The organism is Janthinobacterium foliorum (assembly GCF_978021625.1).
In genome coordinates, this window is record NZ_CDXDQE010000010.1 from 38,831 (window position 1) to 61,490 (window position 22,660).

Consider the following 22,660-nt stretch of genomic DNA (forward strand, 5'->3'; position numbering starts at 1 on the left):
AGATTATAGCAGCGTTTGGCAAAAACACACGGCACATGTCTTGAAAACAACATATATTTTTATTTGGTAACTTCGTCAAGCTTGGGTTTTTTGCATGCGCGTGCCGCTACAGCTGCGACTCGATCGGCAGCCAGCGCATCACGGACACCAGGGTGCGGCGCCAGAAACCCGCTTCCGGGTCGTGCATCCACACCTTGGCCGGCTCTTCGGTGGCGTCGGACCAGCGCAGCGCGCCGCCGTCGAGGAACAGGCGGTAGCTGGTGTCGCTCGATGTCGAGCGCAGGAACAGCTCGCGCATGTCGGCCGCCAGCGCGGCATCGGTGAACAGGACGCCCATTTCCGTATTCAGCTGGGCCGAGCGGGGATCGAGGTTGAAGGAGCCCACGAAGCCCCGCTCGCCATCGACCACCACGGCCTTGGTATGCAGGCTGGCACGGCTGGAACCCATCAGGCTGATGCGCTTGCGGTGCAGGGTCTTCAATTCAAACAGGTCGACACCGCCGTCCAGCAGCAGCTGGCGGTAGCGCGCATAGCCGGCGTGCACGAGGGCCACGTCGGTGGCGGCCAGCGAGTTGGTCAGCACGCTGACGCGGACGCCGGCGGCAACCTTGTCGCCCAGCATGGCGCTGAGCGCCTCGCCGGGCACGAAGTAGGGCGAAGTCAGCAGCGCTTCCTTGCGCGCCTGGCTCAGCAGTGGCAGCAAGCTGTGCATGAGCCAGTGCTCGCTGCGCTGCAGGCTGGCCACGGGCGCGGCTTTTTCCGGCGGGTCCGACACCACCTGCACCTGTTCGCTCCAGTGCAGACGCAAGCGGCCATCCAGGTGGGCCTGCAGCTGGCCCGCATCGGTCAGTTGCTGCAGGTATGGCGATGCCCCCACTTCGCCAGTGAGCGCATCGAGCCTGGCGCGCACAGCCTGCAGTTCCGGCGCGCCTGCGTTCTTGCCTTCATGCAGGGCGCGGATGGGGATGACGGCGCGGCTGTTCCAGAAGCGGTCGAAGATATCGCTGGCTTGCTGCACGGCAGGGCCCACCAGCAGCAGATCCGCGTCCTGAAAATTGACTTGCTCGGCTGCATCGAAGTATTCATCGCCGATATTGCGCCCGCCGACGATGGCGACCCGGCCATCGACGATCCAGGCCTTGTTATGCATGCGCCGGTTCAAGCTCAGCACGCGCAAGGCCATTTCCACGGCGCGCAACCAGACGCCATCGCGGTTGCGGCCCGGATTGAAGATGCGCACCTCGATCAGCGGATGGCTGTCGAGCGCCAGGATGGCGGCGTCCTGGCCCCGCGCGTTGATATCGTCGAGCATCACGCGCACGCGCACGCCGCGGTCGGCCGCGCGCAGCAGTTCGCGCACCAGCAGGCGTCCCGTCACGTCGTTGTGCCAGATGTAGTACTGCAAGTCGATGCTGCGGCCCGCTTCGCGCGCGCTCAGGGCGCGCAGGGCAAACGCTTCCAGGTTCTCGTCGATCAGCGCCGTGCCGCTTTGCTGCGGACGCTGCGCCAGCTGCGGCGCCAGCACGCGGTCGAGCATGGTAGCGTCGGCCGCCACGGGCAGGGCAGTGCCCGGCGCGCCCAGCGAACGTTCGGCGAAGCGGCCATAGCTGTACAGGGCGGCCATGCTGAGTACGGCGAACAGCGCGGCGAACAGCAGCAGTTTGACGAGCATGCGGCGCACCGTCAGCGGACCGCCCACGCGCGGCGGCGGGCGGGAAGGGAGGAAGTGTGGCGCATGCGGAAGTCTTTCGTGATCGGTGCCGGGAGTGGCCGATTGTAGCAGTTTCTATAATGCACGATTTTCATCCTGGAACATCCTTGCCTATCGTCAAAAATGCGAGAATGGCCGTCTAACAATTCTCAGGAGACAGTGGCATGGTACGGATATTGACGGGAATGACGGCAGCGCTGCTGTCGGCGGGCGTGCTGGCGGCGCCGGCCAGCGACAGGACACAGCCGCAGATCGAGCGCGTCGTGGCAGAGATCTCGCCGCAGCGCATCGAAGCCCATGTGCGCAAGCTGGTCAGCTTCCAGACGCGCCACACCATGTCCGATACGGTTTCCGATACGCAAGGCATCGGCGCGGCGCGGCGCTGGATCAAGGCTGAACTCGAGCGCTGCGGCGCGCAGGCAGGCGGGCGCCTGCAGGTGGCGTTCGACAGCCATGTCGCGCCCGTGTCGAAACGCATTTCGCGGCCGACGGAAATCGTCAACGTGGTGGCGACCTTGCCGGGCAGCCAGCCGCAATCGGCCGAGCGCATCTATGTCGTCAGCGGCCATTACGACTCGCGCGCCACCGACGTGATGGATGCCAAGGGCGACGCGCCCGGCGCCAACGACGATGCCTCGGGCACGGCGGCCGTGATCGAGACGGCCTGCGTGATGGCGCGCCACCGGTTCGATGCCACCCTGGTCTTCATGGCGGTGGCGGCCGAGGAGCAGGGTTTGCTGGGTTCCGGCCACTGGGCAGAACAGGCGAAGCTGAAAAAGCTCAATATCGCCGGCATGCTCAATAACGACATTATCGGCAGTTCGCGCGCCGACGATGGCACCGTCGATGGCGGCCAGGTGCGCCTGTTTGCCGAAGGCATTCCTGCCGTCAAGGAAATGAGCGACGGCGTGCGCGGCCTGGTGGCGACGGGCGGGGAAAACGACTCGATCTCGCGCCAGCTGGCGCGTCATGTGAAACAGGTGGGCGAGCGCTATGTGCCCGGCTTCAAGGTCAATGTCATCCAGCGTGCCGACCGCTACCTGCGCGGCGGCGACCACATGCCGTTCCTGGCGCAAGGCTACGCGGCCCTGCGCTTCACGGAACCGAACGAGGATTTTGCCCACCAGCACCAGGATGTGCGCGTGGAAAACGGCGTGCAGTACGGCGATCTGCCGCAATTCGTCGATTATGACTACGTGGCGAAAGTGGCGCGCGTGAATGCGGCGGCGCTGGCCTCGCTGGCCCTGGCGCCGGCTGCCCCCGCGCAGGTGCAGGTGCGCACGGCGCAGCTGGAAAACGCCACCACCTTGCAGTGGCAGCCGAACACGGAACCGGACCTGGCCGGCTACCGCGTCGTCTGGCGCGCCACCACGGCCGATCAATGGCAGGGCGCGCAGGACGTGGGCAATGTCACGGAAGCCAGGCTGAAACTGTCGAAGGATAATTACTTCTTCGGCGTCCAGGCCATCGACAAGGATGGCAACGCCAGCGTGGCGACGTATCCCACGCCCTTGCGCTAGCAGCAAGGCCTGACAAAGCCGGCGCGTCCTGGCCTGGCTCAGGCGCTGCCGGCGGGCAATCTGGCCAGAAAGCCGTGGATCTGCGATACGACGGCCGCGCCTTCGCCCACGGCGGCGGCCACGCGCTTGGTCGAACCGGCGCGCACGTCGCCGATGGCGAAGACGCCGGGCACGCTCGTTTCCAGCGCAGCCCGCTCCGGCAAGTCGGGGGGCGGGTTGAATGACTGCGCGGCATGGCCGTGGGCGCGGCACTCGGCGCGCGTGACGTCGAAGCCCGTGCGAATGAATCCCTGCTCGTCGACGGCGACGGCGCAGTCGTGCAGCCAGTCCGTGTTCGGGTCGGCGCCGACGAAGAGGAAGACGCGGCGCACGCTGCAATCGCATTCTTCGCCCGTCTGCTTGTTGCGCCAGCGGACACCCTGCAAGCCATCCTCGTCGCCTTCGAGGGCGATGATTTCCGTGTGCGTGTGCAGGGTGATGTTCGGCGTGGCGGCGATGCGTTCGATCAGGTAGCTCGACATGCTGGCCGCCAAGCCCTCGCCGCGGATCACCATGTGGACCCTGGCCGCGTGGCCGGAGAGAAACACGGCCGCCTGGCCGGCCGAGTTGCCGCCGCCCACCAGGATGATGTCTTCTTCCTTGCACAGTTTGGCTTCGATGGGCGAAGCCCAGTAGTACACGCCCCGTCCTTCATAGGTCTTCAGGTTGGCCAGCGAGGGGCGGCGGTAGCGCGCGCCGCACGACAGCACCACCGTGCGCGCGCGCACCTGCGTGCCGTCGCACAGCTTGACGCGCAGGGGCCAGCTGTCGCACAGCAAGTTGGCGGCGCTGGCAGGCGTGGCGATCTCGACGCCGAATTTCTGCGCCTGCACATAGGCGCGTCCGGCCAGCGCGCGGCCGGAAATTCCGGTGGGAAAGCCCAGGTAGTTTTCGATGCGCGCACTTGCGCCCGCCTGGCCGCCATACGCGCGCTGCTCCAGGGCCAGGACCGATAGCCCTTCCGATGCTGCATACACGGCCGTGGCCAGGCCGGCCGGACCCGCGCCCACCACCAGCACGTCGAAAAGCTTGTCGCCGGACAAATCGGGCAGCATGCCCAGGCAGCGCCCCAGTTCCGCATTGCCGGGGTTCCTCATGACCTTGCCATCGGGGCAGACCACCAGCGGCCATTCCTGCGGCGCGGGCTGGTAGCGCTCGGCCAGCGCGGCGGCGGCCGCATCCGTGGCCGGGTCGAGCACGGTGTGCGGGTGGCCGTTGCTGGCCAAGAAACTTTGCAGCTGGAATAAATTGCCATTGCCGCGCGGCCCTACCAGCACGGGGCCGCCCGAGTTGACATTGATCAGCCCGACTCTGCGCAGGATCAGCGCGCGCACGATGCGTTCGCCCATTTCCGCTTCGGCCACGATCAGCGCGCGCAGCGATTCAGGGCTGATCACCAGCACTTCCACGTCGCCCACGGCCTGGCCATTGACGAGGGCAGGGCGGCCTGACAGCTGCGCCACCTCGGCGATGAACTGGCCGGCCACCAGTTCGCTCAACGGCGAGGTCTTGCCCAGGCCTTCGTGGCGACTGATGGCGACCTTGCCCGACAGGATCACCAGCATGCCGAAATCGCTGCTGCCGGCCTGGAACATCGTGGCCCCGTCCGCGTGCCGGGCGTGGTGGCCGAAGCGCTCCATGCGGCGCAGTTCGGCTACGCTGAAGACGGGCCAGATCTGGTGGCGCCGGCTGGCCAGGTCCATGGCCGGCGTTTGCACGGCGTCGTCGGTGGTACTTTCGGGAATGAATTCGGGTGTGGAACTGGGCATGGCTAATCCGTTGATTGAATAAGCAAATTACTAAAATAACTAACTGTCACGAGTCTAGCGCATGCGCGCGCGGGGCGTTGGAAAACCGCGCGCGCAGGCCTTGAAAGGAGTCAAAGCAAGGCGCCATGCGGTGTGGCGGCCGGGTGGCAGCGCCCCCGGGACGCCGCAAGGCGGCAGTTTTTAGCCATACGCCATCGAGCATCTCATATTAGAATGGGCCTTTGTTGAAATTACTCAAACAGACACGATGGCTTACAAGACACTGGAAGATACGATAGGCAATACCCCGCTGGTGCAGCTGACGCGCTTGCCGGGTGCCGATGCGATTGCGCGCAACAACGTCATCCTCGGCAAGCTGGAAGGCAACAATCCGGCCGGCTCCGTGAAGGACCGCGCCGCCATGTCCATGCTCAAGCGCGCGGAAGAGCGCGGCGTCATCAAGCCGGGCGACACCCTGATCGAAGCGACCAGCGGCAACACGGGTATTGCATTGGCCATGGCCGCCGCCTTGCGCGGCTACAAGATGCTGTTGCTGATGCCCGATAACCTCAGCGTGGAGCGCCGCCAGAGCATGGCGGCCTACGGCGCCGATATTTTGCTCACGCCGAAGACGGGCGGCATGGAATATGCGCGCGACCTGGCCGAGCAGATGCAGAAGGATGGTCGCGGCGTTATCCTGGACCAGTTCGCCAATGAAGACAATTCGCGCGCCCACTATGAAAGCACGGGACCGGAAATCTGGCGCGATACGAATGGACGCGTGACGCACTTCGTCAGCGCCATGGGCACGACGGGCACCATCATGGGCGTGTCGCGCTATCTGAAAGAACAGAATCCCGCCATCCAGATCATCGGCGCGCAGCCCGAGGAAGGTTCGCAGATTCCCGGCATCCGCAAATGGCCGGAAGCGTATCTGCCGAAAATCTACGACAAGAGCCGCGTCGACCAGGTGGAATACGTGAGCCAGGGCGTGGCCGAACGCATGGCGCGCAGCCTGGCGGCGGAAGAGGGCTTGTTCTGCGGCATCTCGGCAGCCGGCGCCTGCGAAATCGCGCTGCGCATCTCGCAGACGGTGGAAAACGCGACCATCGTGTTTGTCGTCTGCGACCGTGGCGACCGCTACTTGTCGACGGGCGTGTTTCCTGCCTGATAGAGGACGCCCAAGCGAACCTGCTGCGCGGCGCGCTTTGCGGCCTGCGATGCTTGCCGGCTCGGCACTCCGCGCAGAGCATGGTTGCGCTTCTTAGGCACCAGTCAGTGCCGAGCGCAACAGTTTTGCCGGGCATCGATACGGCTTGGAAAATACGGTGGTAAGGCGGAAATATCGCGGCCAGAACGGCCTGAGGACTGCTGCAACACCCCCTCCCCACGGCGGGGAGGGAAAACCTGCATAACTGGCAGGATCAGCCTTGTGGCGTTTCGCCTTCTTTTGGCTTGAATTGCTTGTCGCTGATGCGGAATTTGTTGCGACGGTCACCCATCAGGTAACGCAGGTCACGGATGCTCAGATCGCTGACTTCGTGCATGCGGATCAACAGCGATGCGCCGACCGGCAGGCGGTGATGGCGGATTTTGCTGATGACTGGCGGCGCCACTTCCAGCGCGCGGGACAATGCTGCGTCGTTTTTCAGGCGCAGGTTTTCGATCAGGGTATCGAGCAATCTGTTTGGGTTGTATTGAAGCAGATCGTCGGAGTCCGAATCGCTGTTCATATCAATGCCGACTTGGTTTGTCATGATGTTATTGTTCCTTCTGTAGTTGCACTGCAAAGTAAAAAACACTCGGAGCTCGCTCTTGCTGCGTTCATGTTCATTCTTTACTAAAAGGAACGAATTCACACACGGTACGATCCGGGATACAGTTTTTCATAATATATACACAATTGTACAGCACGATTCAATTTCAGGCTGGAAAGCACTGCAATCTTGCTTTGTACAGAATGGGCGTTGTCTTGCTGCAACACCTATTTATTCTTTATTATGCTCTATGATAGAACAAAAATTGTACTTTGACAAAAGTTAAGTATAAAACCATTTCTGTGTCCCGTGCCGCACAACTGGCTGGCGAGCAAGGCTGGCACGATGTTATCGACTCCACCATAGCCCTGTTTCCAGGGCGCTTCAACATCGCTTACGCTTTCTTACAAGTAATATTATAACTTTACACTGACTTTCGGTTAGCGTGCGCGCACTTGGCTGATGGCCTTGCCCAAGTCGATGACTGACATGGCATAAAAATAACTTCTGTTGTATTGAGTTATAGCAAAGAAGTTATTGGTTGCCAAGCTATACTCTGTTGCTTCGGAGCCATTTTGTAAATCGATGAGGCCAAACAGCATGTTTGGTGGCGGCGTTGCAACGACACTGACGCCAGCCGCCTGCAACTCGTCGAGCCGGTACTTCGCCTGCAAGCCCTGGCCGATGAATTTTTCCCACGCATGGCTGGACGACACCGTTACGGGATACACGCTGATGGCCGGATCGTCGCGCCGCCAGCCGTGCTCGACGAGGAAATGCGCCACGCTGCCGATGGCGTCCGCCGTCGAATTGCGCAGGTCGATGTGACTATCGCCATCGAAGTCCACGGCGTATTTCATGATGCTGCTCGGCATGAACTGGGGCAGGCCGATGGCGCCCGCATACGAGCCGAGCAAGGTCAGCGGATCGATGCCGTCCTTGCGCGCGAACAGCAGCGCATTTTCCAGCTCGCCCTTGAAAAATTCCATGCGCGCGGCGCGGGTCGGGCTTTCCGGGTAGGAAAACGCCAGGGTGGTCAGCGCATCGAGCACGCGGAAGCGTCCCGTATTGCGTCCGTACACGGTTTCCACGCCGATGATGCCGACGATGATCTCGGCCGGCACGCCATATTCGCGCTCGGCGCGCGCCAGCGCTTCCGCATTCTCGTCCCAGAATTTCACGCCGGCATTGATGCGCACGGGCTCGATGAAGCGGGCGCTGTACGCCTGCCAGTTCTTCGGCTTGCCCGGCGGCGCCGGTTTCATCAGCTGCACCGTCGAATCCACGTAGCGCACCTTGCCGATCAGGGTATCGAGTTCGGCGCGGTCGAAGCCATGCTTGGCGGACATCTCGTCGAGGAAGGCGCGTACCTCTTTCCAGTTGGCATAGTCGACAAATTCGCCTTCGAAGTCGAACTTGGCGGGCGCCTTCTTGGCGGCGGGCTTGGCGGCGGTCTTTTTTGCGGGCTGGGCCTTGGCGGCGCGCACGGCGCGGGCGCGGTCGGCGGCCGAAATATTGCTGTTTTCGCCGGCATGCACGTTGGCCAGGCACAGGGGAAGGGAGAGCAGCAGGGACAGGGCGGGGTATTTGATCGGTAGCAAGGAGCGTCTCATCGGCATTGGGTTAACAGGCGGCGCAAGCTGCGCCGCGCGCGGAGTTGTTCGTCTGGGCTGGCATTACCATACTTCATCGCGGCATAGATTGCCAGAAAGCCCGCGATGGCGGCGTGCGCCTCGGGCGTGGCCGTGCCGGCCGCCAGCCGCGCAGCATAACCGTGCGGGCCCTCGTGCGGCGCACGGCTGTAGCCGCGCCGCGCCTGCAGGCGGCAAAACTGCGCATAGAGACTGTCGAGCGGATCGCCTGGCCGGTGCTGCCGCCAGTACACCAGGCCGCCGGCCAGCGCCGCCAGCAGGGCCAACACGGCGCAAGCCAGCGCCAGCTTGTTTGGCGGCAGGTTTTTCACGCCGTCCAGCATGGCGCGCTGGCGTTGCGGCGTTGTGTCGAGCACCCAGCTGCTCCAGGCGTGCTCGGCTTGCTGCCACTGCTGGCGCCAGGCCACGACGGCAGCGCCGGCGCCGCCATCGAGCCCCACCAGCGAGCGCCAGGCTTGCAAGGGCGATGATGCCGGGGCAGGCGGCAGGGCGGCGTCGAGGTTGCGCTCGGTGCGCAAGGGCGCCACGACAGTGGTGGGATCGACTCTTGCCCAGCCTTGGCCAGCCAGCCACACTTCGCTCCAGGCATGCGCATCGGACTGGCGCACCGTCAGGCTGGCGCCGGCGCCGGTTCCTGGGGCATCGCGCGCGCCGCCCTGGTAGCCGGTGACGACGCGCGCGGGAATGCCCATGGCGCGCATCAGCACGACAAAGCTGCCCGCGTAATGTTCGCAAAAGCCCGCCTGCGTGCCAAACAGGAAATCATCGACGCCATCCTTGCCCAGCAGCGGCGGCTGCAGGGTGTAGCGGAATGGCGCGCGGCGGAAGTGGTCGAGCACGGCGGCGATGGCCGCTTCCGGTGCCAGCGCCTGCGTGCCGCTGCCGCGCAGGGCACGGGCCCAGGCCACGCTGCGCGGATTGCGGCCAGGAGGCAAGGATAGCCATCGCTGTTGTTGTTCTGGCGACAGGCTTGCCTGCAATCGGTAGCGCGGCATGGAACTGGCCCGGTATCGCACGGTCGAAGTAATAGGCTGTACCGTCAGCACTTCCAGTGCGGGCGAGACAACGTAGGGATTGCCGGGCAGGCGCTCGATGCTGCGCGGCACGTCGAGCGCGAAGATGCGCCGCTGGCCGCTGGGCTGCAAGGTGACTGCATAGTTGACCGGCCTGCCTTCGAGCGCGATGTCGATTCTGCCGTCGATGGCTTGCTGGCGCAGCTTGCCGTGGGCGCCGCTGCGCGTCCAGGTGCTGCCGTCGTAGTCGCCCAGCACCACGCCGCGCCAGTACAGCTGGTCTTGCGGCGGAATCGGCGTGCTGAAGCGGGCGGTGAAGACGGGTTCGCCCGACAGGGCCAGCGAGGCGATGGCGCCCGGCTGCATGCTGTCCGACAAGCCCGAGCGCGCCTGCGCGCCCTCGTCCGGCGCGCCCCACAGGGGGCCGTCGACGCGGGGCACGAGGAAGAACAGCACGGCGGCCAGGGGCGCGGCCAGGGCCAGCATGCGGCCCAGCAGGCGCAGCCTTTGTGGCAGGCGCGGCTGCACGGCGCCGTACTGCACGGACAGCAGGGCGGCCAGCAGGACGATGACGGTGGCCAGCATCCAGGCGGCGCTGAGGATGCCTTGCGCATGGAAAAAGTTCGCCAGCAGGAGGAAAAAACTCAGGAAAACAAACACGAAGACGTCGCGCCGGCCATGCATTTCCAGCGATTTCAAGGCCAGCAGCAAGACCAGCATGGCGACGCCGGGATCGCGTCCCAGCACCGTGCCATAGCTGGCGTGCACGCCGGCGATGCCCAGCAGGGCCAGCGGCAGCAGCACGGCCAGCCGCGGCTGGCGCTGGCCGCGCACGGTAATGATGGCGCGCCACAGCAAGGGCGCGGCAGTGGCCAGCGACAGCCATGCAGGCAAGTGCAGCGCGTGCGGCGCCAGCACCATGGCGGCGGCCAGCAGCAACAGCAGGATGTCGGCCTTCTCGCGTGGCACGTCGTGCAGCCAGCGCATCATGGCGCTGCCCGCGTGGCGTGCGGATTTGACGTCTGGTCCGCCTGCTTATCGCACTGCTGATTTGTCCGCTGATGTGCGGGGGGAGGTGCCGGCACGTCCGGCGGCTCGTCTGCCCGCTTGCTTGCCTGATCCCGTGGCACATCATGCAGGGCCAGCGCGCGCAGGCAGGCGTCGCGGTGGCTGGCGCCCAGGCCTGGCGCGATGGACAGGCGGTCCAGGCGCAAGCCGTACGCCACGCCGCGCCGTTCCGCTTCCAGTATCCAGGCGGCCAGGCGCGACAGGCGCGCTTCCGGTGCCAGGGCGTGCAGGGCGGCTTGGTCGAGCAGGAGCTGGCCGCGCGGCGCGCCTGCGGGCGTATCGGCGGCGGCCTGGAATTGCTTGCTGAACAGGTGTTCGCCATCGTGACGGGCGATGTGGCGCCACGCCAGGCGCTGCAGGGGATCGCCTGGCTGGTAGGCGCGCACGCCGGCCAGTTCCAGGGTGCCCTCGGGCGTGCGTTGACCTTGTTGGGCATGTTGTGCTTGCTGCGCCATGCCAGAGGACAAGGGCAGTGGCGGCGCGCCCGGTTCGGGACGGGGGTAGACCAGCACGCGCGCTTCGGGCTGCCAATGGCACCAGGCGTGGAACAGGCCCAGCGGGAAGTTGCCTGACAGGCGCACGGGCGGGGCGTCCAGCCAGCCCCGTTGCGGCGCGGCCACGACGATGCTGACGGTCGTTTCCCCGTGGGCGCCGATATCGGCCAGGCCGGGCGCGGCCGTGGAACCGCGCACGGCCAGCCGGATCGCATGGCGCGAGCGGGCGCTGCGGTTGATCAGGCGCAAGGTAAACAAGGCGTGGCTGCCGGCGAATACGGGGTGGCCCGGCGCGGCCGCCAGCGCCAGGCCGGCCAGGTTGCGGCTGGCAAACAGCATGTCGGCGATGGCGCAGGCGGCGGCAAAGTACGTCAGCGCATGGCCCAGGCCCAGGCGGTAATTGACGGCGGCGATCCACAGCGCCAGCAGCAGGGCCGCAAACGCCAGGCCCGCGCGCGATGGACGGATGTGCACGCGCTGCGCGCCCAGCCAGGGGCGCGCCGGCAGCCAGCGGGCAGGGCGCGAGCGCATGCCGCTCAGACGGGGATGGTCAACTGCAATTGGCGCAGCAGGGCGCGGCTGTCATTCGCCCCTTGCGCCGCATGCAGGCGGTGGGCGCAGACGGGCAGCAGCACGGCTTGCACGTCGTCGGGCGTGACATGGTCGCGTCCCTCCAGCGCGGCCCAGGCGCGCGCCGCCTGCAGCAACGCCAGCGCGGCGCGCGGGCTGAGGCCGTCGGCAAACACGCCGGGCGCGCGCGTGGCGTGCACGAGGGCCAATATGTAGTCGACCACGGCTGCCGATGCATGGGTGGCGCGCAAGCCCGCTTGCGCCAGCAGCAATTCTTCCGCGCTCATCACGGCCGGCAAGGCGTGCAGCATGGCGCGGCGGTCGGCGCCCAGCAGCAGGGCCCGCTCCGCGGCCGGGTCGGGATAGCCGAGGGTGACGCACATGAGAAAACGGTCGAGCTGCGATTCGGGCAGGGGGAAGGTGCCCAGCTGGTGCGCGCAGTTTTGCGTGGCGATGACGAAGAACGGCTGCGGCAGCGCATGCGTTACCCCATCGAGCGTCACTTGCCGTTCTTCCATCGCTTCGAGCAAGCCCGATTGCGTCTTCGGCGTGGCGCGGTTGATCTCGTCGGCCAGCAACACTTGCGTAAACAGGGGGCCAGGGTGGAAGATAAAGCTGGCGCTGCCCCGGTCATACACGCTCATGCCGGCCACGTCGGCGGGCAGCAGGTCGCTGGTGAATTGCTGGCGCTTCCATTGCAAACCCAGCGAGATGGCCAGCGCGTGCGCCAGGGTGGTCTTGCCCACCCCGGGCACATCCTCGATCAGCAGGTGGCCGCCGGCCAGCACGCAGGCGAGGGTCTGGCGGATCTGCAAGTCTTTGCCGACGAGAACTTCGCCGATCTGGCGCGCGGCCTGGTGTATTTTCGAAAACATGCTATTTCTATCACAGTACACGGGATTATTTAATTTACAATCGCTTTGGCCAGATCAAACCGCGCCGCCCGCGCGTATCGCGCACGTGGTAGATTAGTGAGAGGCAAGGGCGGCACAGACCAGCCAATGATTTTATGCGAGAACGCGCCGGGCCGGCAGGAATGCCATGCAGTATTCCCCGCGTGGAAAAAGAATGGACAGAGACAGAGGTAACCAGTACAGCGCATGAGCACAGCCATTTATACCCATCCCGATTGCCAGCGCCATGAAATGGGCGACTGGCATCCCGAATCGCCGGCCCGCTTGCAGGCCATCAATGATCAACTGATCCTCGCGCACATCAGCGACCTGGTCGAGCACCGCGACGGTGTGCGCGCGCAATTGTCCGATATCGAACGCAACCATAGTGCCACGGCCATCGGCCTGGTGCGCGACAATGTGCCGCCCGTAGGCGATTATTACCCGCTCGATGGCGATACCTTGCTCAATGCGCACAGCTACAATGCGGCGCTGGCCGCCGCCGGTTCGGCCGTGGCCGCCACGGATGCCGTCATCGATGGCGAGATCAGCAACGCCTTTTGCTCCATCCGCCCGCCCGGGCACCATGCGCGGCCCAGCGAGCCGATGGGTTTCTGCCTGTTCAATAATGTCGCCATCGCTGCCAAGCATGCGCTCGACGTGCGGGGACTCGAACGCGTGGCCATCGTCGATTTCGATGTGCATCACGGCAATGGCACGGCAGAATCCGTGGCGCACGACCCGCGCATCCTGATGGTCAGCTTCTTCCAGCACCCGTTCTATCCCTACAGCGACGTGGAATCGTATACGGACACGCGCGTCAACGTGCCCGTGCCGGCCCGTTCGAAGGGCGATGCCGTGCGCCAGCTGGTGCTCGACCACTGGCTGCCCGCGCTGCACCGCCAGCAGCCGCAGATGATTTTCATCTCGGCCGGTTTCGATGCCCACCGTGAAGACGACGTGGGCGGCATGGGCCTGGTGGAAGCCGATTACACGTGGATGACGCAGCAAATGATGGCGGTCGCCAATCAGTATGGCAAGGGCCGCATCGTCAGTTGCCTGGAGGGGGGCTACAACCTGTCCTCGCTGGGCCGCAGCGTGGCGGCGCACGTGAAGGCGCTGGCGGAACTGTAGCCGTCAAGCGCTCACTACAAAAGGGTCGGGCGGCTGCGGGAATTCGTGTGGCGGTGGGTCTGGTAGTCGAGCGCGTTGCCAGCCATGAAGCTGCGCCACGCCTGCGTGTAGACGGTGGCGGATTTTTCCGCATCGAAGCTGTCGAGCTGCAGCATGTCGCGGTGGTGCTTGATTTCATTGACCAGCTGGTCGTACAGCATTTGCAGGCCATAGCTGTCGGCGCTCTGGCGTTTCAAGCGTTCTTCCAGTTGCGTGATGTGCAACTGCAATTGCCGGCATTCTTTCTTCAGGCGCAATACGCTGCCACTGCGCGGCGCGCGCTTGGCTGCCGCATTCTTGCGCGGGCGCCAGCCCGTGCACTCAAGCTCGGCGTGCGGCACGGCCGCCGCGCCTGTCTGTTCCATCGTCATATCACCCAATCCCCGTAGCCTGACTCCCCGCGCATGGCGGATGCCAGCCTGGAAATAATTGCTTTTCATTTAAGAGGCGATATTAGAGCACACTTTTTTATTGCTCGCAGTAAATATAAAAAACCTTGTGGAAATATTTGACATGGTTTCCACCGGCGTCAACCCGCCCTCATTGCGCGCTGGCTGGCGCGGCGGGAGCCGCCGTGGCCAGCGTGCTCTCGTCCGCGTATGTCAAGGTCAGCAGGGTATCGTCGTCCCAGGTCTGGTCATGCAGCGGCGGTACGTAGCGCTGCTGGTCGTCCGTCACGCGGACGGCCGCCGTGCGCTCGCCCGAGCGCGCCTGCACGGCCAGCAGCGTGCGGAAGACGGGAAATGGCACATGGATCAGCGCGGAGTGGCAAGGGCCGCCCGCCAGGCGGAACAGGCTGCGCCGCACAAACGATAGCTGGTCCTGCTCCACGGCCCAGCGGATTTCGCATTCCATGCGCAGGTCGCCCAGGCGGCGCACGTTGCCTGGCAGGCCGGGCGTATGGATGTCGGCGCGCCAGCGCACGGTGTCGCGCTTCTTGTTGCTGACCAGGTCGGCATTCGCATCATACGCGGCCTTGTCGCGCGCCAGGGTAAAGCTGCCGTTGGCGGCCAGCGGGATGGGAATCGACAGATTGTCGGCCGACAGGTGCAGGGTCACGCCATCGAGCCTGCCGCTGGCGCTGGCAGGGATGAGCATGAAACGCAGCGGCGCGTTGGGCGCCAGGCGCAGGTGGTCGGCATAGGCGTCGACACCCCTGAGCATGGTCCGGTACGGGCGCAGGTCGGGATCGCGGGTACTCTGCACATCGACGATCTGCTGCATTTCCCGGCTTGCCGTGGCGGCAGGCGCCGGCGGCTGATCCTGGGCCATGGCCGGCAGCAGGCAGGCGCAAAAGGCGGCGAAGAGGGACAGGCGGGAAACGGACATGGAAACGGAGGCCAGGTTAAGGGTATGGGGGCGCAAGCCGGCCAGGATGGACGCAGCGATGGAGAATATTATCATTCATGTAACTGCAAAAATATCACCAATTGTCTCGTTCGTGTCGCACGCCAGCCTTTGCCATGAGTAAACGGGACGCTGTCGCGGCAACCACGTAAAATAGCGGATTGACTGAACGATTTTGAAAGCAAGAGCATGGCGATACAATGGTACCCAGGACACATGAACGCGGCCCGCAAGAAAGCGGCCGAGACCATGGAGAACACCGATCTGGTGATTGAAGTGGTGGACGCGCGCCTGCCGGCAGCCAGCTGCAATCCCATGGTGGACGAGTTGCGCCTGTTCCGCCAGCGCCCTTGCCTGAAAATCCTCAACAAGACCGACCTGGCCGATCCGGCCGCCACTGCCGCCTGGGTGGCGTATTTCAACGCCCAGGAAGGCGTCACCGCGTATGCGATGACGACCAAGAAGCCGGGCGACGTGGCGCGCATCCCGGAACTGGCGAAATCGCTGGCGCCGCACCGCGGCGTGCCGACCAAGCCGCTGCGCATCATGATCATGGGCATCCCCAACGTGGGCAAGTCGACCCTGATGAACGCGCTGCTGAAAAAACGCGTGGCCAAGGTGGGCGACGAGCCGGCAGTGACGAAGATGCAGCAAAAGCTGTATCTGGACAAGAACACCATCCTCGTCGACACGCCGGGCATGCTGTGGCCGAAGATCGCCATCCCCAGCGACGGCCTGATGCTGGCGGCCAGCCACGCCATCGGCTCGAACGCGCTGATCGAGGAAGAAGTGGCCGTGTTCCTGGCCGAGGAATTGCTCAAGCGTTACCCGGACCTGCTGGCGGCCCGCTACGGCACCAAGGTCGGTGAAGTCGACGCCATCGGCGTGGTCGAAGGCATCGCCGCCAAGCGCGGCTTCCGCATCAAGGGCGGCGACTACGACTTCGAGAAGGCGTCGCACACCCTGCTGCTCGACTACCGCAGCGGCATCCTGGGACGCATCTCGCTGGAAACGCCGGACACGCGCGCGGCCCTGCTGGCCCAGCACGCGGCCGAGATGGCGGAAAAAGCGGCGAAGGCGGCGGAACTCGCGGCCGAGAAGGCGAAGAATGCGGCGCGCGGCAAGCGCGGCACGTAATTCACGGCCGCCAATTTACCCCAAAGCAAATTCCGGGGTCAGACCCCCGGTGACGTGGACGCTGAACCAGCCGTTTGCGGTGTGGAGGGTCTGACCCCGGCTTCCGGCGTCTCCGTCTGACCCCAGCTCTTACAAAAAGCGCCGCGACATTGCTGTCGCGGCGCTTTTTGCATGGGCGATCCAATTAGCCGAACTTGAAGCTGGTGACGGCCAGCGCACCAAAAAAATCCTCCTCGTGGTACACGACCTGCGCCGCTTCCTGCTCCGCCGCGCCCAGCGCCACCATCAGCGGCAGCAGATGGTCTTCCTGCGGGTGGGCCTGGCGCGCGCCCGGCGCGCGGTCCCAGGCCAGCAATTGCTCCAGCCTTTGCGCAGGCGGCAGGGCCATCGTTTCGCGCAGCCAGGCATCGAACTGGTGCGAGGCGACGGCACCCGCCTGGCCGAACTGGCGCAGGTTGTGATACGACAGTCCGCTGCCGACGATCAGCACGCCCTGGCGGCGCAGGCCGGCCAGCGCGCGGCCCACCTCCACGTGCGTGAGCGGATCGTAGCCGTGCTTCAGCGACAGCTGCACCAGCGGCACGTCCGCCTGCGGGTAGATGGGGTACAGGGCGCTGAAGGTGCCGTGGTCGAAACCCCGCTCATGGTCCAGGCGGGCCGGATGGCCTGCCGCATCGAGCAATTGTTTGACTTGCGCCGCCAGTGCCGGCGCGCCCGGCGCCGGGTACCGGATCTGATAGGTGTGCGGCGGAAAGCCCGAATAGTCGTAGATCATGCCCGGCCGCGGGCTGGCCGAGACGAGAAATTGCGGGCCTTCCCAATGCGCCGTCACGACGAGCACGGCCTGGGGACGCGCGCCGATCTGGCGCGGGATATCCTGCAGCGACGCTTCGAGCACGTCGTAGCGGTCGCCGAACTGTTCCTTCATGAACGGCCAAGGGCCGCCGCCGTGCGACAGGAAATAAGTGGGAAAGGTGTGCTCTTGCATGGCGGCTCCTGGTGGAATGGCTGATGATGAAAGCCATGATAGTCATGCCCGCTCAGTTGATCAAGATCGCTATTATTGATATATCATTTCCATTTTGTTGATGATGGGGATGCCATGGATACCTTGCGCAGCATGCGCGTGTTTCGCGCCGTCGTGGAGCTGGACAGTTTCGTGCGCGCCAGCGAGCGGCTGGACCTGTCTCCGGCCATGGTCAGCAAGCACGTGATGCACCTGGAGCGCCACCTGGGGGCGCGCCTGCTGAACCGCAGCAGCCGCCACCTGAGCCTGACGGAAATCGGCAAGGTGTATTTCGAGCAGTGCCGCGACATGCTCGACAACCTCGACGAAGTGGAAGCGACGGTCGGCCGCACGACCGTGGTGCCGCGCGGCATGCTGCGCCTGAGCGCCCCCGTCTGGTTCGCCAACGCCATCTTCACGCGCACCCTGGTGGCTTACCGCGAACGCTTTCCCGAGGTCACGTTCGACATCGACTTGAGCGGGCGCGTCGTCAACCTGGTGGAAGAGGGCTTTGACCTGGCCCTGCGCGTGAGCCAGGCGCCGGCGCCCAGCCTGATCGCGCGGCCCATCGGCAGCATCGCATTCCACCTGGTGGCCGCGCCCGCCTATCTGGCCCGCGCGGGCCATCCGGCCGCGCCGCAGGACCTGGCGCAGCACGCCATGATCAGCTATTCATTGTTGCTTAATGGCAACGAATTGTTGTTCGACGGACAGCAGGGGCGCGAGACCGTGAAGTTTGCGCCCGTCCTGCAATGCAATAACGAAAGCCTGCTGCACGCGGCCGCCCTCGACGGCATGGGCATCGCGCTGCTGCCGTCGTGGCAGACGGAAGCGGACCTGGCGGCGGGGCGGCTGGTGCGCCTCTTCGACGATTATCAACTGGCGGGCGGCACGGTCTATGCCGTGTACACGAGCCGGCGCTACCTGTCGTCGAAGGTGCGCACCTTCATCGACTTTCTTGCCGACGAGGCGCGCCTGGGAAGCTGACGGCGCCGGCGCGCCGGTGGCGCGCGATGGCAGGCGGCCGGGGCTGTGCTTGCGGTGCCACCCGGCGTGCGTATAATGATTCGCTTTTGTCATCCCCATATTTCACCACGCCGTGCGCCCGCGCCGCGCCGCCGCACTCAAGCCAGCCGCCATGATGCCTGTTCCCTTCGCCCTGACCATTGCCACGCGCACCGTGCTGCTGTGCGCCCTGGCCATGCCGGCGTGCGCGCAGGAAGCGCAGACGGCGAGCGCTGGCGTGCCCGCCGCGCCGCCGGGCGTCCTGCATGGCGACCTGTCCAGCGAACTGGCGCAGGGCGGGCAGCACAGCGTGCGTGGCGCCCTGGCCTACGACCGCGACGGCATGGCGCTCGATGCCGCGATGGATGAATTGCGCAATGGCAATTACCGCGATGGCAGCGTCTTCCACCAGCGCGGCTTCAACGGCGGCGCGGAGTGGAAGCTGCGGCAGGGGCGTTTCGGCTTCACCGTTGACGAGTTGAAGCAGGATACGCGCTACCCGGCGCCCGAGGCGCCCTACCTGGCCATGCTGGCGTCACGCCCGGAAGACCTGTACCGGTACGAGGCACGGCGCGCCAGCGCCTTCGTGCAGCGCTACGTGGGCAACTTCGAGCTGGGCGTGGAGTTGTCGCAACGGGAAAAGCGCGCCGATGCCCTGTACGCGGGCGAGGAGGGCAGCGCCGAATCGTCGTACCGCAGCCGCTGGCGCCAGCTGTCGCCCCGCCTGCGCCATTACGGCAAGCTGGGCGGCGTCGGCACGGATACGGAAGTGGGGCTGGACCTGACGCAATGGGAACGCCGTTCGGGGCGCGCGGCGCTGGGCCGGGACGGCAATGCGCAGCGCCGCCAGAATGCGCGCGCGCTGCTGCTGCGCGAAGAGCTGGCCTTCGGCGGCGTGCTGGCACCGCGCTTGCTGCTGGGACTGCGGCATGAACAGATCCAGCTCGATGCGGCCGACATGCCCTTCGGCGGCAGCGACTGGGAAAACCAGAATGCCTGGGACGTACAGGGCAGCTTGCAGCTGCGCCCGCGGCTGAGCGCGTATGCCAAGGCGGCGCGCAGCTACCACATCGATGACGATGGCTACACGAGCGCCGGCTATCGTCCGCTGACGGGCCAGGAACGCCGCGAAACGGAGCTGGGGGTCACGTATGGCGACGCCGCGCGCAGCGCCTCCGTGCGAGTGTTCAGCGAGCGCCTGAGCAACCAGATCGTCTTCGACCAGAGCCTGGGCCAGCTGGGCTTTGTCGGCAACCTGGAACCGTCGCGGCGCGACGGCATCGCCGTCGAGGGCAGCGTGGCGCTGGCGCGCGACTGGCGCCTCGACGGGCAGGTGCGGCAAGTGCATGCGCGCTACGACGATTACGCCTACGATGGCCCGGATATCGCGCTGGTGCCGAAAACCCTGGCCAGTGCGCGCCTGTACTGGACGGGTCCGCGCGGCGCCAGCGCCGACCTTGGCGTGCAGTGGCTGCGCGCCTTGCGCTATGGCCCGGACTTCGGCAACAGCTGCCTGGCGCAGGTGCCCGCGTTCGCCACCGTGGACGGGCGCTACGTGCGCAAGCTGGGCGCCTGGGAACTGGAACTGGCCGGCAGCAACCTGGCCAACCGCCGCCATTACGGCGACGCGCCCGGCTGCCGTTCGAGCATTTACCAGAATGACAAACGCCGGCTGCGCGTGTCGGCGCGCTACCATTTCTGAGGCCGATGGGCGGCGCCGCCGCGCCTGTGGGCGACGTGGGCTCAAGTTGGGCTTAATCCGGGCTTAATCGGGCGCAAGGCGCGGCAATAAACGTGCCTTTTTTCCGCCCGGTGTACATTGGGGGGCGCAAAAAGTGGTAATCTCGCCCCGTTCTCGACCACTTTATGATGAAGGATTAATATGCGTTTTCTGCGTTTCTTGCGTCCCCTGCTCGCCGCTGTCACCCTGGTCGCGGCCACGGGCGGCGCCATAGCTGCCGATACCGGCTTTACCACGCTCCCGACGCCAGTGCGTTCGGAGACGGGCGGCAAGGTGGAAGTGGTGGAATACTTCATGTATTCCTGCCCGCATTGCTACGCGCTCGACCCGCTGATGCATGACTGGGTCAAGAAGCAGGGCGACAAGATCGCCTTCCGCCGCATCCACCTGGCCTTCTCCGGCCCGAAGGACCCGCAGGCGCATGCCTACGTCACCCTGGAGGCGATGGGCCAGCTGGACCAGTTCCATGACAAGATCTTCCGCGCCATCCACGTCGAACGCAACCGCCTGAACCGCGATGACGCCATCCTCGACCTGCTGGTGAAAAACGGCATCGACAAGGCGAAATACCTGGACATGTTCAATTCCTTCGGCGTGCAGACCAAGCTCAAACGCAATGAGCAGCTGATCGCGGCCAGCAAGATCGACAGCGCGCCGACCATCGTCATCGATGGCCGCTTCGTCACCTCGCCGGCGCAATTGTCGCGTCCCGGCCAGTCCGAGCGCCAGACGCAGGAGGCCACCCTGGTGATCATGGATGGCCTGGTGGCCCGCGCGCTGAAAGAGCGCGCACCGGCGCCAGCCAGGAAGTAAGCCGGAGATCGTCATGAAACAGCTGCCCTGGACCCTGTGCGTGCTGGCCGTCGCCCTCGTGGCCTGGCTGGCGCTGGCCGTCGTCAACGTGGAAAACCAGCGCAACGCGCTGGCCAGCAAGGCGTGCGTGGACCCCGCCTTCAAGAACGAGGTCGATGCGAAGTGCCTGGCCAGCGTGCAGACGCGCGATCACTGGTGGCAGCATCTGGGCTATGCCATGACGCATTTCCGGAACTGATGCACCTCCGCTCGAAAAACCCGCCTTGCGCGGGTTTTTTTTTCGTCCGCGTATCATGGGGCCACAACCACGGGGAGGGGCAATGAAGGAAGTGATCCTGATTACGGGCAGCAGCCGCGGCATCGGCGCGGCGACGGCCTTGCTGGCGGCGCGCCAGGGCTATGCCGTGTGCATCAACTATGTGCGCGATGCGCAGGCGGCCGACGCGCTGCGCGCGCGCATCGTCGCCGAAGGGGGCGAAGCCATCGCCGTGCAGGCCGACGCCGGCGACGCGCAAGACGTGGCGCGCCTGTTCGCCGAGACCGATGCGCGCCTGGGCAGCGTGACGGCGCTGGTCAACAACGTGGGCGTGCTGGAGCAGAAATGCCGGCTCGTCGACATCTCCGTGCCGCGCCTGGAGCGCGTGCTGCGCACCAACGTGATCAGTTACTTTTTGTGCTGCCAGCAGGCCGTGCGGCGCATGTCGACGGCGACGGGCGGGCAGGGCGGGCGCATCGTGAACGTCTCGTCGGCGGCGGCGCGCATCGGTTCGGCGGGCGAATACATCGATTATGCGGCTTCGAAGGGCGCCGTCGATACCTTGACCATCGGCCTGGCGAAGGAAGTGGCGGCCGAAGGCATCCGCGTGAATGGAGTGCGGCCCGGCATCATCTACACCGAGATTCACGCCTCGGGCGGCGAGCCGGGACGGGTGGCGCGCCTGGAGTCGGGCGTGCCCATGCAGCGCGGCGGCCAGCCGGAAGAGGTGGCGGACGCCATCCTGTACCTGCTGGGGCCGGGCGCCAGCTACGTCACGGGCAGCATTCTCGACGTGGCGGGCGGGCGCTAGCCCTTGTCGCTTTACGCCTTTGCCGGCGCCGTCCTGGCGGGCGCGGAATGGGGCGTCACCACCACGGTGCAGGTGGTGCCCGCCACCAGCAGCTGCCCCTTCGGCTGTTCATCGATATGGATGCGCACGGGCACGCGCTGCGCCAGGCGCACCCAGTTGAAGGTGGGGTTGACGTCGGCGAGCAGTTCGCGGCCCGTGGCGGCGTCGCGGTCGGTGATGCCGCGCGCGATGCTTTCGATGTGGCCGTGCAGGGTGCCGCCGCTCATCAAGTTCATTTCCGCCTTGTCGTCCTGCGCCAGCATGCCCAGCTTGGTTTCCTCGAAGTAGCCGACGACGTAGTACGAGGCGCTGTCGATGACGGCCAGCTTGGCCGCGCCGACGGCGGCAAAATCGCCCTTGTGCACGTTCAGGTTGGTGACGTAGCCGCTGACGGGCGCGCGCACGGTGGTGCGCTCCAGGTTCAATTGCGCCAGGGCGCGGGCGGCCAGCGCGGCCTGCACTTGCGCGTTGGCCGAGGTGGCGGCATACGCCGCGCTTTCGCGGCTTTCCGTGGAGATGATGCTGGCGTCTAGGCCGGCGCGGCGCTGCGCTTCCTTGCCGCGGCGGCCCAGTTCCGTCCTTTGCGCGGCCAGCACGGCATCGGCCTGAGCCAGCGCGCTGACATAGCGTTCCTTGTCGACGACGAACAGCACGTCGCCCTTCTGCACCACCTGGTTGTCGCGCACCAGCACCTCCGTGACAGTGCCGGCCACGTCGGCGCTGATGTTGACGATGTCGGCCTTGATGCGGCCGTCGCGCGTCCATGGCGATTCCATGTAGCGGTCCCAGACGGTCTTGCCGATCCACAGCGCCGCGGCCAGCAGCAGCAGGGTGATGGCATAGCGGGTCAGTTTGGTTACCATGTCG

At 65.5% G+C, this 22,660-nt stretch carries 20 protein-coding genes; 9 read left to right on the forward strand and 11 right to left on the reverse strand.

Annotation, left to right across the window (positions count from 1 at the left end):
- Window positions 1-106: 106 nt before the first annotated feature.
- Window positions 107-1,672: a phospholipase D family protein gene (locus ACZ92H_RS19565; protein WP_465050698.1), complete on the reverse strand. Its 1,566-nt coding sequence runs from the start codon at window positions 1,670-1,672 to the stop codon at window positions 107-109.
- A 203-nt stretch (window positions 1,673-1,875) separates the two neighbouring features.
- On the opposite strand from ACZ92H_RS19565, the gene ACZ92H_RS19570 reads away from it, so the two are divergent.
- Window positions 1,876-3,231, forward strand: a complete 1,356-nt coding sequence (locus ACZ92H_RS19570) for a M20/M25/M40 family metallo-hydrolase (RefSeq protein ID WP_465050699.1) — start codon at window positions 1,876-1,878, stop codon at window positions 3,229-3,231.
- A 38-nt stretch (window positions 3,232-3,269) separates the two neighbouring features.
- Here ACZ92H_RS19570 and ACZ92H_RS19575 read toward each other — a convergent pair whose 3' ends face one another.
- Complete coding sequence (locus tag ACZ92H_RS19575; RefSeq protein ID WP_465050700.1) at window positions 3,270-5,039, reverse strand: FAD-dependent oxidoreductase; 1,770 nt, start codon at window positions 5,037-5,039, stop codon at window positions 3,270-3,272.
- A 247-nt stretch (window positions 5,040-5,286) separates the two neighbouring features.
- Here ACZ92H_RS19575 and cysM point away from each other — a divergent pair, with 247 nt between their 5' ends.
- On the forward strand, window positions 5,287-6,189 hold the full coding sequence (gene cysM / locus ACZ92H_RS19580; RefSeq protein WP_131373860.1) for a cysteine synthase CysM: 903 nt from the start codon (window positions 5,287-5,289) through the stop codon (window positions 6,187-6,189).
- A 253-nt stretch (window positions 6,190-6,442) separates the two neighbouring features.
- Here cysM and ACZ92H_RS19585 read toward each other — a convergent pair whose 3' ends face one another.
- The 5 genes from ACZ92H_RS19585 to ACZ92H_RS19605 all read right to left on the reverse strand — a co-directional run bounded on the left by ACZ92H_RS19585 (window position 6,443) and on the right by ACZ92H_RS19605 (window position 12,447).
- Entirely contained in the window at window positions 6,443-6,775 is a 333-nt protein-coding gene (locus ACZ92H_RS19585; RefSeq protein WP_034751784.1) for a hypothetical protein, read from the reverse strand.
- 440 nt (window positions 6,776-7,215) lie between these two features.
- Window positions 7,216-8,376, reverse strand: a complete 1,161-nt coding sequence (mltB, locus tag ACZ92H_RS19590; protein WP_465050701.1) for a lytic murein transglycosylase B — start codon at window positions 8,374-8,376, stop codon at window positions 7,216-7,218.
- An 8-nt stretch (window positions 8,377-8,384) separates the two neighbouring features.
- The gene (locus tag ACZ92H_RS19595; protein ID WP_465050702.1) at window positions 8,385-10,430 is read right to left on the reverse strand and encodes a transglutaminase TgpA family protein; all 2,046 of its coding nucleotides are present in this window, start codon (window positions 10,428-10,430) and stop codon (window positions 8,385-8,387) included.
- On the reverse strand, window positions 10,427-11,533 hold the full coding sequence (locus ACZ92H_RS19600) for a DUF58 domain-containing protein (RefSeq protein WP_465050703.1): 1,107 nt from the start codon (window positions 11,531-11,533) through the stop codon (window positions 10,427-10,429). The genes ACZ92H_RS19595 and ACZ92H_RS19600 overlap by 4 nt, the downstream gene beginning before the upstream one ends.
- A gap of 5 nt (window positions 11,534-11,538) precedes the next feature.
- Window positions 11,539-12,447, reverse strand: a complete 909-nt coding sequence (locus tag ACZ92H_RS19605) for an AAA family ATPase (RefSeq protein ID WP_465050704.1) — start codon at window positions 12,445-12,447, stop codon at window positions 11,539-11,541.
- Window positions 12,448-12,672: 225 nt separating this feature from the next.
- On the opposite strand from ACZ92H_RS19605, the gene ACZ92H_RS19610 reads away from it, so the two are divergent.
- Window positions 12,673-13,599, forward strand: coding sequence for a histone deacetylase family protein (locus ACZ92H_RS19610; RefSeq protein ID WP_131373856.1), 927 nt, complete (start codon window positions 12,673-12,675; stop codon window positions 13,597-13,599).
- A gap of 14 nt (window positions 13,600-13,613) precedes the next feature.
- Here the strand turns inward: ACZ92H_RS19610 and ACZ92H_RS19615 are convergent, their stop codons facing one another.
- Together ACZ92H_RS19615 and ACZ92H_RS19620 are read right to left on the reverse strand one after the other, a co-directional pair.
- Window positions 13,614-14,003, reverse strand: a complete 390-nt coding sequence (locus ACZ92H_RS19615; RefSeq protein WP_131373855.1) for a hypothetical protein — start codon at window positions 14,001-14,003, stop codon at window positions 13,614-13,616.
- 175 nt (window positions 14,004-14,178) lie between these two features.
- Window positions 14,179-15,042 carry a hypothetical protein gene (locus ACZ92H_RS19620; RefSeq protein WP_131373854.1) on the reverse strand — a complete coding sequence of 288 codons (864 nt, stop codon included), beginning with the start codon at window positions 15,040-15,042 and terminating at the stop codon, window positions 14,179-14,181.
- Between the two features lie 159 nt (window positions 15,043-15,201).
- On the opposite strand from ACZ92H_RS19620, the gene ylqF reads away from it, so the two are divergent.
- Window positions 15,202-16,122, forward strand: a complete 921-nt coding sequence (ylqF, locus tag ACZ92H_RS19625; RefSeq protein ID WP_465050847.1) for a ribosome biogenesis GTPase YlqF — start codon at window positions 15,202-15,204, stop codon at window positions 16,120-16,122.
- A gap of 184 nt (window positions 16,123-16,306) precedes the next feature.
- Here the strand turns inward: ylqF and ACZ92H_RS19630 are convergent, their stop codons facing one another.
- On the reverse strand, window positions 16,307-17,110 hold the full coding sequence (locus ACZ92H_RS19630) for a DODA-type extradiol aromatic ring-opening family dioxygenase (RefSeq protein WP_465050705.1): 804 nt from the start codon (window positions 17,108-17,110) through the stop codon (window positions 16,307-16,309).
- A gap of 114 nt (window positions 17,111-17,224) precedes the next feature.
- On the opposite strand from ACZ92H_RS19630, the gene ACZ92H_RS19635 reads away from it, so the two are divergent.
- The 5 genes from ACZ92H_RS19635 (at window position 17,225) to ACZ92H_RS19655 (ending at window position 21,754) form a co-directional block, all read left to right on the forward strand.
- Complete coding sequence (locus tag ACZ92H_RS19635) at window positions 17,225-18,115, forward strand: LysR family transcriptional regulator (RefSeq protein ID WP_465050706.1); 891 nt, start codon at window positions 17,225-17,227, stop codon at window positions 18,113-18,115.
- 151 nt (window positions 18,116-18,266) lie between these two features.
- Complete coding sequence (locus ACZ92H_RS19640) at window positions 18,267-19,835, forward strand: TonB-dependent receptor domain-containing protein (protein ID WP_465050707.1); 1,569 nt, start codon at window positions 18,267-18,269, stop codon at window positions 19,833-19,835.
- 180 nt (window positions 19,836-20,015) lie between these two features.
- Window positions 20,016-20,687 carry a thiol:disulfide interchange protein DsbA/DsbL gene (locus ACZ92H_RS19645; RefSeq protein WP_465050708.1) on the forward strand — a complete coding sequence of 224 codons (672 nt, stop codon included), beginning with the start codon at window positions 20,016-20,018 and terminating at the stop codon, window positions 20,685-20,687.
- A 13-nt stretch (window positions 20,688-20,700) separates the two neighbouring features.
- Window positions 20,701-20,925 (forward strand): hypothetical protein, encoded by a 225-nt coding sequence (locus ACZ92H_RS19650; protein WP_465050709.1) that lies wholly within the window; start codon window positions 20,701-20,703, stop codon window positions 20,923-20,925.
- Between the two features lie 82 nt (window positions 20,926-21,007).
- Window positions 21,008-21,754, forward strand: coding sequence for an SDR family oxidoreductase (locus tag ACZ92H_RS19655; RefSeq protein ID WP_131373847.1), 747 nt, complete (start codon window positions 21,008-21,010; stop codon window positions 21,752-21,754).
- 11 nt (window positions 21,755-21,765) lie between these two features.
- Here the strand turns inward: ACZ92H_RS19655 and ACZ92H_RS19660 are convergent, their stop codons facing one another.
- The gene (locus tag ACZ92H_RS19660) at window positions 21,766-22,656 is read right to left on the reverse strand and encodes an efflux RND transporter periplasmic adaptor subunit (RefSeq protein ID WP_465050710.1); all 891 of its coding nucleotides are present in this window, start codon (window positions 22,654-22,656) and stop codon (window positions 21,766-21,768) included.
- Window positions 22,657-22,660: the final 4 nt, after the last annotated feature.